The sequence below is a fragment of the Pseudomonas agarici genome (genome assembly GCF_001543125.1).
GTDB lineage: Bacteria > Pseudomonadota > Gammaproteobacteria > Pseudomonadales > Pseudomonadaceae > Aquipseudomonas > Aquipseudomonas agarici.
Window position 1 is genome coordinate 2,450,636 of the sequence record NZ_CP014135.1, and the last position, 10,305, is coordinate 2,460,940.

Below are 10,305 nucleotides of genomic sequence, written 5' to 3' on the forward strand. Positions count from 1 at the left end.
CGATTGCTTCATGCGCCTCGCTCTTGTGGCCTATACGGTGAGTTCGTTAGCTCAAGTTCAGATGCCACAAATTCATGGCCAAGGCGCTGTGACCCGTCTCGCCCGGCTATGGCGAGCAACAGCAACGCCGGCCAGCGGCCAGCGGCGGGTGGCAGCGAAATTGACTAACAGAACTCACCCCACACGGGCTACTAGGGTGGTGCCAGCTTCTCCAGCACCTGGCTGATCGAGTCCTCAAGCCCGGTCAGTGGGTCGGCGCTCTTGGTATCGAGCACCAGCAGCGTACTGCCGGCCCGGCGGATCGCCGATTTCACCGCCTCTGGTGGTTGGCGGTGGTCCAGCACCAGCTTGACGTCGGCGCCCTTGAGCGTTTCGCTGAGTCTGGTCACGGCCTCGGGCGTCCATTGCTCATCGGTGCGGGCATCAACCTGGATCAGGTCCAGGTTGAGCCCGCCCAGCAGGTAGTTGAATCGTTCCGAGAGGCTGAATACGCCGAGGTTGTCGGCCTTTGCCAGCCGCGCCTCGCTGTCGGCGCTGAGCTGCAGCAGGCGCTGCTTGAGCGTTGCCAGGTTGCGCTCGATCTTTGGCTTGGCTTGTGGAGCCAGGCGCACCAGATCGGCGGCAATCACATCGGCCATGCGCCCCAGGTTATTGCTCGACAGCCACGGCTGGCTGTCCAGGCCGTCCACCCCCTGGCCCGCCTGCACCGCGATGCCCGGTAGGCCGGCGTCCACCGGGCGAGCCGCATCCACTTCGACGATCCGCACATTGCTGCGCCGGGCCATGGGGTAGAGCGGGTCGTCGGGCCATAGCGAGCGCAGGCCGATCACCGCATCGGCGTGACTCGCCAGCTTTTTCAGGTTCGGCGCGCCGCGCCCGCTGAAGTAGGCGCTGTGGCGGCTGCCGGGTAGATTGGCGTCGGCGGCACGTTGTAGCACCACGTCGGTGTCCTTGAGCAGGATCGCGCCCAGACCATAGGTGACTGGCAGGCTGGCGAGGATACGCACCGACTGGGCGGCAATAGGCTTCGGTGCCTGGCTGGCACACAGTGCGGTGCTGAACAGCCCGTTCAGCAGGAGCATGAATGTCAGGGGACGTAGATTCGGCATTTATCCAATATTCCCTTTGAGACTGGGCACGGTGCCACGGGCGATCGCCGCCAGGGCGAAGGCGATACCGGCCATCAAGATGATCGCCGCGCCGGACGGCACGGGCAGGTCGAACAGGATCGGCAGCAAGATGCCGCACAGGGTACTGACGGTGGCAATTACCACGGAGATCCAGAAGAAGCCTTTGAGCGACTGGCTGAGCAGACGCGCGGCGGCCGCCGGGATTACCAGTAGGGCGCCGACCAGGATAGCGCCGATGACCTTGACCGCGGCCACGGTGATCAGTGTCACTAGCACCACGAACAGGTAGTCGAGGGCCGTCACCGCGACGCCACGCACCGCCGCCAGTTGCGGATTGAAGCTGGCGAGCATGATGCGGTTGTACAGCGCCAGGCTCAGGCTCATTACCAGCGAGCCGACAATCAGCAACACCAGCAGGTCGTTGCCGTTGACCGTCAACACCGAGCCGAACAGCACGTTTTCGAGGATATGCACATTGATCCTGCCGGCCAGCACCAGCAGCAGGCTCGCACCGAGGGCCAGGGACACCGAAAGGAACACGCCGATCAGCGTATCGGGAGCCAGTCCGGTGCGGTTACGCAGGTAGTTGAGCAGCACGCCGAACAGCAGGCAGTAGCCGAACAGGCTGCCATAGGGACCGGTGTAGGGTTCGCCGAGCAGGATGCCGATGGCCACACCGGTCAGGGCCGCATGGCCCACCGCTTCGGAAAAGAAGGCGAAACGCTTGACCACCACCAGGGTGCCGAGACCGCCTAATACAGGGCCGATCAGTAGTCCGGCGATCAGCGCGTTGATCACAAAGCCGTAGGCCAGCGCCGCCGGCAGGAAACCGGAAGTGGCCCAGCCCTGGATTGTCAGGCGAAAAGCTTCGTAGGTCATGCTCGGGTACCGTCTGGGGGCATCGCGTCGAGGCCGCGCGGATGAGTGGAGAACAACGTCAGCAGGCGCTCCGGGGTCAGGGCCTCGGTTGGCGAGGCGTCGAACAGTACCCGCCGGTTGAGGCCGGTGACGCGATCGGCCAGGCGCTTGACGGCTTCCAGGTCATGTTCGATCCACAACACGGTGATACCGGAGCGGCGCCAGTCGCCGAGCAGGCGCTCGAAGACCTGGATACCGGCCTCGTCCAGGGCCGACATTGGTTCGTCGAGTACCAGCAATTGCGGTGGGGGAATCAGGCCTTGGGCCAGCAGCACCCGTTGCCGTTCGCCACCGGACAAGGCGCCCATGCGGCGCTTGCGTTTGTCCTGCATACCGACCCGCTCCAGCGCCGCGCCGATTGCCCCGGTAAAATGCCGCGACAGGCCGAGAAATGCCGGACGGCGCTGGCACATGGCGGCCATGAAGTCGTCGACGGTCATCGGCAAGCCCCGATCGAACTCCAGAGCCTGCGGTACATAGCCAATCGTGCCGGGTGTACCCGGCCATTGCAGACTCAGGCGTCCCTGGTGCGGCATCTGCCCGAGCAGGGTCTTGATCAGCGAGCTCTTGCCGCCGCCATTAGGCCCGACCAATGCATGCACATGGCCGGGGCGGACCTGGAAGGTGACATGGTCGAGAATGGCGGTACGCCCGAGCGTCAGGTTGACGGCAGTGAAATCGAGGGCCGGCCCGACAGTCTCGCGGGTAATGCTTTCGGCGACCGTCATGCGCCGGCTGCCTGGATTGCCCGAACCACGGTGTCGAGGTTGCTGGTCATTTCCTTGGCGTACTTGTCGGCGCTGTAGTCGCCATAGGAAATATGCGACAGCGGGTAGAGCTTGACCCCGGACTCACGCTGGATGGTCTCGACATAGGTGGAAGGAAAGTCCAGCTCCGAGAAGATCACCTTCACGTCCAACTCGCGCAGTTGGTCGATGGTCTGCTTCAACTGGCTCGGGCTGGGTTCGATGCCATGAGCCGGCTCGACCACGGCGGTGACTTCCAGGCCGAACTCGCGCAGCAGGTAGTCATAGGCCGCATGCACCGTGGCCACCCGCAGGTCGGCCTTGGGTGCCTGGCTCAGCTTGGCCAGGGCCTCGGCGCGCATCTGTCGCAGGCGCTTGGCGTAGGCCCGGGCATTGGCGGTGTAGGTCTTGGCGTTATCCGGGTCGAGCTTGCCCAGTTCACGGGCGATGTTGTTGACCTGGGCGATGGAGGCACTGATGGACAGGAAGGTGTGCGGGTTGACCACTTTGCCGGCGCCACGGGCGGCGGTGCCGGTAGCGGCCAGCAACGGTACGTTTGCATTGGCTTCGATCACCGCGATCCGGGGCTTTTCGCTGGCCTCGATCATGCGGTCGGCGAAGTCATCGTGACCGATACCGTTAAGTACGATCACATCGAGGGTGCCGATGCGCTTGATGTCTTCGGCGCGGGGTTCATAGGCATGCGGGTTGAAACCGGCCGGGATCAGCGGCACCACCTCGGCTTTGTCGCCGACGATATTGGCGACGTAGCTGTAGTAAGGGTGCAGGGTAATGCCGATGCGCAGGCGCTTGGCCGAGTCGGCCTGGACCTGGAGGGACAGCAACAGGGGCCAGAGCAGCAGCGCCAGGAGCAGGCGACGGCGGCCGAACAGAGCTGAAATGGACATAATCTTCCCCGAGGTTGAATCGAAAGGTTCAGTGCCGATGCCGGCGAGTCACGCCGGCATCGAATTGCGTGACCACCTGTTGCCAGCCGCTGGTGATCAGAGCGTTGTCGCTCAGGTCGACAGGGGCCGCCAGGGCGCTGCTGCGATTGAGCCAGATGTCCGGCGCGGCGTTGCTGTCGCCGCCGACCCGCATCAGGAACGAACCGGCGATGGCGGTGGCCTGGCTCAGGCCGAGGTAAGCCTGGTCCAGCAACTGCCAGACATGGCCGCCACGGCTCACCGCACTGGCGTCCTGGGCGAAGGGCGCAAAACCTTCTTCGCCGAGTTGCTCGGGGGTGGGCAGGCTCTGTTGGTCCTGTTGCAGCAGGTGGATTTCATCGAGAGTGACCCGCAGGTCGGCGTAGACCCCCTGTTCGCCAGGAGTGAGGTCGCGGCGTGCATCCAACTGATGGGCCGCGATCGGGCTGGCCTCTGGTTTCTCGCCATGCGACGCCACCACGCCACCGGCGACCAGCAGCACGACCAGGCAGAACAGCAAGACATAAAGGGTTTCGTGGCCGGCGCCGGCGGGGCGCACGACCTGGGTGATAGAGGTGCTCATGGGGCTTGGATATCCGCCTGATCGATCTCCACCACGTGGCCGGGGCCGGCGTCGAACAGTACATAGAAGTCAGTGCCTGGTTTCTTGAAGGTGAGCGTCGAGTCCGCCCCCAGCTTGCCGGGTAGCAGGATGGTCTCGTCGTAGCCGATCACATCCAGCGTCACTCCTGGGGCGTCGCTGCCGTCGGAGAACCCGCCCTTGCAACGGATATGCTCGCTGTCGACTTGCTTGCACTCGCACAAGGGGTTGTGGGCCAGGACGCTGGTACTGAACGCGGTGCAAAGCACCAGTAGCAAAGGGGCGCCGATGCGTCGCAACGAAGTGTGGTAAGAAGCGAACCTCATGATTTGGCACCTCGTTTTTTCAGCCAGGCGATGGTTGCTGGCGAAGCCTTGGAAAGCGGGATGGCGGCTTGGTACATCGAGCCGTCCCAGCCTTCCAGGGTGATCCACAGGTTCTCGTCGAGCCGGGTACGTTCGGGGATGGGAACGCTAGCGCTCATGCGATAGGGTGAACCGAAGAAAATCACTCCCGCGGTTCTCAGGCTGCGCGGTTTGCCGATGCGCAGATAGGTTGCCTTGACCTGATTGATGCAACGCTCGCACAGGGCGGCATTGAAACTCTTCATGTAGCCGGCTGGACCTGCGAATCTCGGTAGTTCGTCGCGCAGCTCCGCCAGCTCAAGGCTCCAGGGGCCGACCTGGATAGACCCCAGTTCGCGCTCACCCAAGCCGCTGTCTCCGCGAAACAACGACTCATTGGCGAAGTACTTGGGCATGAGTCCCAGTGGGATCAATATAAGCAGGATGTTCAGGTGAAAGCGCCAGCGTCGCCACAGACTGCGCCAGGTCGAAGATGGCGGTGCGGTTTGAATCTTGCTCACAGATTGCCCTCCGGCGTTTCACGTGCCAGGGCGGCAGTGCTGGGATGTGGGCGGGCGACCTGGCTGCCGCGCTTGAGCGCATTGAGGGTGGCCAGTACCGTGCGTTTGCTCCAGATCAGCAGGCCGCTCAACACCATCATGCTCAGCAGCAGGCCGAAGAAGAACCAGATCAGCTTGACCCAGATACCACCGAAGTCGCCGGTATGCAGGGGCCTCATCGACTCGGTGACGAACTCCAGGCCGGAGCGGTCGGACAGCAGGCGCGATGCGGCAATTTCTCCGTTATAGGGGTTGATCTCGGCAGTCTGATACATCAACGGATACCAGCCGCGACCACCGATTTGCAGATGGCTGTAGGCATTCTCCGGCAGGCTGATAAAACTGGGCTCAAGTCCCGGAATCCGCTGGGCTGCCAGGGTAATGGCCTGGTCTACCCCGATCATTCGGGTCGGCTCTCCCGTTGGCGAGACCGGTACGTTTTCCCGGGCGATGACTGGGAGTACGGGCTGGGTCGAGAGGGTGACATGGTTGTCGCCGAGAATGGCCTGGATCAGGAACCAGATGCCGGTGATGGAGATGACCGCAATGAACCAGATCGACCAGATACCGCTCAGGCGATGAAAGTCGCCCCAAAAAATCCTCGCGCCATGGTTGAAGCGCAGTGTGGGCTTGAAAAAGCCCTTCCAGAAACGCTTATAGACCACCAACCCGGTGACTAGCGAGGCCAGTAGCGGCAGGCCCAACAATGACACCAGATACCAACCCCAGCTGTAGCCATTGGTGAATGGGACCAGCCACCAGCCATGCAGGGCACGAGTGAATTCCTTGAAGTCGAACTCCGGGCTGGAGCCTTGGATGGCACCGGTGTAGGGATTGACAAATAGCGTCAGCGAACGGCCATCGGGATAACTGGCCGCGACATTCAGAGCGAAGTGGGCTTCATCCGGGCGGCTGATGGATTCGACGACCGTGTGCGGCTCGGCGCGCTTGATGGCGGCCAGTATCTGCTCGTAGCTGAGCGGTTGCGCGTCGTCTGATGGTTGGCTTGCCCGGACCTCGGGGTTGACCAGCCAGATGATTTCCTGGCTGACCACCGCCAGGGTTCCGGTAATACAGACGATCAGAGTAAAGAACCAGATGGGCAGCGCCAGCCAGCTATGGACGAGAAACCAGATTTTCGAGCGGGACTTCTTCGACATTGAATACGCGTCTTGTTCCAGGGCGGGCCGCCCGGATTGCGCAGCAGCCACAGCAACACGGGTGATCTGTCTGCGGTCCAGGAGGGACTGCCGTTTTCGATGAGAAACGGCCATATATCTTTAAGACGAACCAGGCGTGGGAATCCTGAAGGGAAAGATGAAAGAAAATGTTTCCACAGTCGCTCTTGCCAGAAACAAGGGCGATTGGCCAGGCCGATATCAGGCCAGGGTTCTGCCCAGGCGCCAGTAGCCCATCAGGGTAAGTGCCTTGCGATCCATGGCGCGCTCGTTGACCAGGTGTTTGCGAATGGCCATGACCGCCCCGGACTCACCGGCGACCCAGGCGTAAAACTCGTTGTTGCTCGGCTCCGCCAGCTCCCAGAGGATGTCCCTGTCGATGTCGACCTCCTTGAGCGGGCCGAGTGGCCTGTCGGTTGCCTTTACGCTGGGCAGTCTGGCCCGTTCCCGAGCGGCATGGATCATGGCTTCGCCGTGCTGGCTATTGAGCACATCCCTTGGCAGCCAGTTCAGTTCGGTGTCAGGCGGACAGCGCAGTGGCAGGCAGTCCTGCGCGTGGGGAACTTCAATGAATGCCTGTACCTGAATGGCTTCGGGCCGATCGGCCAGTTCTTCGAGAATACCGGCGAGCGCCGGCAGTGCGGTTTCGTCGCCAATGAGCAGAACTTTTCGGATCCCTGTCGGCGGTTGCCATTCATAGCCGCCTGGATCGCCGTTGTGTGCCCGGTTGGGGGCCACGATCTGCAGGGCGGCGCCGGGTTGGGCGTGAGTGGCCCAGGTCGATGCCGGTCCGCTTTCGCCGTGCAGGACGAAGTCGATATCCAGCTCGCCCATTGCGGGGCGCAGGGCACGAATGGTGTAGGTGCGCATCGGTGGTTGTTGTTCTGGGCAAAGATCGCGCCGCGCGGCTTGCCAATCGCCCTGCCTGGGGAGGTTGGGCGGTTTTCCGGTGGCGCTGGGGAAGAACAGCTTGACCCGTTGGTCCGGTGCCAGGGTGCGCATCAGAGCGATGTCGGCGCCAGTGAAGACGAAGCGGGTCAGCGATGGGCTGAGGGTGATCCGCTGCTTGAGTTCAATATCGAACAAGTCATAGGGCTTACTGCGTGAAGGGTTGCCGCTCACCAGTTTGCGTAGATTTTTTGCCAGTGAGGTTGCCAGGGAAGCTGCCGTGGTCATGAGCGTCGCCTTTGCAAAAAAAGGAGGTCTTTGATGAACGAACGCGACGACGGTGAATTTAGTCCGGTTGGGCCTTTGCGGCGGCGGGCGTGGCTTAATTTTCCCCAGAGTTCATCCGTTTTGTAGGGGTAGTCGAGCCAATGCCCGGTATCCAACCTGTACGGAAGCAACCAGATGAATGCTGAGAAGTCCCTGAAACTTGCCCGCCGATTCATCGAGCTGCCGTTGGAAAAACGTCGGTTGTTCCTCGAGGGACTGCGTGGGGAGGGGGTCGACTTCTCCTTGTTTCCGATCCCCACCAATGTCCCGGCGGCGGATCGTCAATCCCTGTCCTATGCCCAGCAGCGCATGTGGTTTCTCTGGCATCTCGATCCTCAGGGTGGTGCCTACAACCTGCCTGGGGCGGTGCGTCTGCGTGGTCGCCTGGGCACGTCAGCGCTGGAGCAGGCGTTTGCCGATCTCGTCGCGCGGCATGAGACCTTACGCACGGTGTTCCAGCGTCAGGCCGATGACTCCGTGCAGCAAACGCCCGCCGGGCAGCCAGTGCACGTCGATCAGCTCGACCTGAGCGCGTTGCCCGTCGATGAGCGCGAAGCGCGGGTGCGCCAGGAAGCGCAACGGCAGTCGTTGCAGCCTTTCGATCTGGAGAACGGGCCGCTGTTGCGCGTGCGCCTGCTCAAGCTGGCCGATACGGAACATGTGCTGCTGCTGACTTTGCACCATATCGTGGCCGATGGCTGGTCGATGAACGTGTTGATCGACGAGTTCTGCCATTTCCACGACGCCCGCGAGCAAGGGCGGACGGCAACCCTGGAGCCACTGCCGATCCAGTACAGCGACTATGCGTTGTGGCAGCGGCGCTGGTTGGAGGCGGGCGAGCAGCAGGTCCAGCTCGATTACTGGCTGGCACAACTGGGCGATGAGCAGCCGGTCCTGGAGCTGCCCACCGATCATCCGCGTCCGCTGTTGCCCAGCTACCAGGGGCGGCGCTTCGAGTTTGCCCTGGAAGCGGCGTTGGCCGAACAGTTGCGCCAGGTTGCGCGCCAGCATCAGGTGACCTTGTTCATGGTGTTGCTGGCCGCCTTCAACATTCTGCTGCACCGCTACACCGGCCAGACCGACCTGCGTATTGGCGTGCCGATAGCCAACCGTAACCGCCGCGAGGTCGAGGGGCTTATCGGCTGCTTCGTCAACACTCAGGTGTTGCGTGTGCAACTGGATGGCCAGACGCGAATCGGCGAGCTGTTGCAGCTCGTCAAGAAGACGGCACTGGGTGCCCAGGCGCATCAGGATCTGCCCTTCGAACGTCTGGTCGAGGCGCTGAAACTGGAGCGCAGTCTGAGCCACAATCCGTTGTTCCAGGTGATGTACAACCATCAGCCGGAGGTTGCCGATATCACTTCGGTCAAGCTTGGCTGCGGCCTGGAGCTGGAGGCGCTCGAATGGGAAAGCCGCAGTACACAATTTGATTTGAGCCTGGACACCCATGAAAAGGCCGGCCAGCTTTATGCGTCGATCACCTATGCTACCGACCTGTTCGAGGCAGCAACCATCGAGCGTATGGCCGCTCACTGGACCTGCTTGCTGCGGGGGGTGGTTGGCGATGCGCAACAGCGCCTCGGCGAACTGCCTTTGCTGGACACGGACGAACAACGGCTGCTGACCCATGACTGGGGCCGCCGCGACCGCGAGTATCCGAGCAACCTGTGCGTTCACGAATTGATCCAGCAGCAAGCCCAACGGGTGCCGGACAAGATCGCGCTGATCTGCGCCGGCCAGAGCCTGAGCTACCGCCAGCTCAATTGCCAGGCCAATCGCCTGGCCCACCACCTGAAAACGCTGGGCATCGGCCCCGAAGTGCTGGTGGGGATTGCCGTCGAGCGTGGCTTGGACATGGTGGTGGGGTTGCTGGCGGTGCTCAAGGCTGGCGGCGCGTATGTGCCGCTGGACCCGCAGTATCCAGCGGAGCGCCTGCGGTGCATGATCGAAGACAGCGGCAGCCGCCTGTTGCTGACCCAGACCGCGCTGCTCGAACGCCTGCCGATTCCCGAGGGCGTGCGCAGCCTGTGCCTCGACCAGGCGATGGCGTGGAGCGAGGAGGACGACGGCGATCTGCCCAACCGCGCCGACCCGGACAACCTGGCGTATGTGATGTTCACCTCGGGCTCGACCGGTCGGCCCAAAGGCGTGGGCATCAGCCACGCTTGCCTGACCCGGCATGCCTATGTATCGCTCCAGTTCTTCGGCCTGAGCGAGGCCGACCGCATGTTGCAGTTCGCCACCTTCAACTTCGACGGATTTGTCGAGCAGTTGTATCCGCCGCTGCTCTGCGGCGCCTCGGTGGTGCTGCGGGGTGGCGAGATTTGGGACAGCGAGACGTTCTACCAACACCTGATCACCCAGCGGATCAGCGTGGTCGATCTGACGACGGCCTATTGGCACCTGCTGGCCAAGGAATTCGCGGCCATGGGACCACGCGATTATGGCGTGCTGCGCCAGGTCCACAGCGGTGGCGAGGCGATGCCGCCGGAAGGCTTGCTGGCCTGGCGGCAGGCCGGCCTTGGGGCGGTGAAACTGCTCAACACCTACGGTCCGACCGAGGCCACGGTGACGGCCACGGCCCTGGACTGCACGGCGTATGTGAACGGTGAGAAGGCGCTGCCGCTGACGCTGCCGATTGGCCAGGTGCTGGCGGGGCGCAGCCTCTATGTATTGGACGACAGCGG

Annotated in this window: 10 protein-coding genes; 1 reads left to right on the forward strand and 9 read right to left on the reverse strand. The window is 62.8% G+C overall.

The window, feature by feature from the left end:
* Window positions 1-191: 191 nt before the first annotated feature.
* The 9 genes from AWM79_RS10700 to AWM79_RS10740 all read right to left on the reverse strand — a co-directional run bounded on the left by AWM79_RS10700 (window position 192) and on the right by AWM79_RS10740 (window position 7,579).
* Window positions 192-1,109 (reverse strand): metal ABC transporter solute-binding protein, Zn/Mn family, encoded by a 918-nt coding sequence (locus tag AWM79_RS10700; RefSeq protein ID WP_017131847.1) that lies wholly within the window; start codon window positions 1,107-1,109, stop codon window positions 192-194.
* Window positions 1,110-2,009, reverse strand: a complete 900-nt coding sequence (locus AWM79_RS10705; protein ID WP_017131848.1) for a metal ABC transporter permease — start codon at window positions 2,007-2,009, stop codon at window positions 1,110-1,112. It lies immediately after the preceding gene.
* On the reverse strand, window positions 2,006-2,776 hold the full coding sequence (locus AWM79_RS10710; RefSeq protein WP_017131849.1) for a metal ABC transporter ATP-binding protein: 771 nt from the start codon (window positions 2,774-2,776) through the stop codon (window positions 2,006-2,008). Before AWM79_RS10710 ends, AWM79_RS10705 begins: the two co-directional genes overlap by 4 nt.
* Entirely contained in the window at window positions 2,773-3,702 is a 930-nt protein-coding gene (locus tag AWM79_RS10715; protein WP_017131850.1) for a metal ABC transporter solute-binding protein, Zn/Mn family, read from the reverse strand. The genes AWM79_RS10710 and AWM79_RS10715 overlap by 4 nt, the downstream gene beginning before the upstream one ends.
* 28 nt (window positions 3,703-3,730) lie before the next feature.
* The gene (locus AWM79_RS10720) at window positions 3,731-4,303 is read right to left on the reverse strand and encodes a DUF6162 family protein (RefSeq protein ID WP_017131851.1); all 573 of its coding nucleotides are present in this window, start codon (window positions 4,301-4,303) and stop codon (window positions 3,731-3,733) included.
* Window positions 4,300-4,647, reverse strand: coding sequence for a hypothetical protein (locus tag AWM79_RS10725; RefSeq protein ID WP_060782795.1), 348 nt, complete (start codon window positions 4,645-4,647; stop codon window positions 4,300-4,302). Before AWM79_RS10725 ends, AWM79_RS10720 begins: the two co-directional genes overlap by 4 nt.
* Entirely contained in the window at window positions 4,644-5,186 is a 543-nt protein-coding gene (locus AWM79_RS10730) for a hypothetical protein (protein WP_017131853.1), read from the reverse strand. The genes AWM79_RS10725 and AWM79_RS10730 overlap by 4 nt, the downstream gene beginning before the upstream one ends.
* Window positions 5,183-6,385: a PepSY-associated TM helix domain-containing protein gene (locus tag AWM79_RS10735; RefSeq protein WP_017131854.1), complete on the reverse strand. Its 1,203-nt coding sequence runs from the start codon at window positions 6,383-6,385 to the stop codon at window positions 5,183-5,185. The genes AWM79_RS10730 and AWM79_RS10735 overlap by 4 nt, the downstream gene beginning before the upstream one ends.
* Before the next feature lie 219 nt (window positions 6,386-6,604).
* Complete coding sequence (locus tag AWM79_RS10740) at window positions 6,605-7,579, reverse strand: siderophore-interacting protein (protein ID WP_060782796.1); 975 nt, start codon at window positions 7,577-7,579, stop codon at window positions 6,605-6,607.
* 174 nt (window positions 7,580-7,753) lie between these two features.
* Between AWM79_RS10740 and AWM79_RS10745 the strand changes: the two genes are divergently transcribed.
* Window positions 7,754-10,305 (forward strand): condensation domain-containing protein (locus tag AWM79_RS10745; protein WP_156430172.1); only part of this gene is annotated, 2,552 nt, incomplete at its 3' end.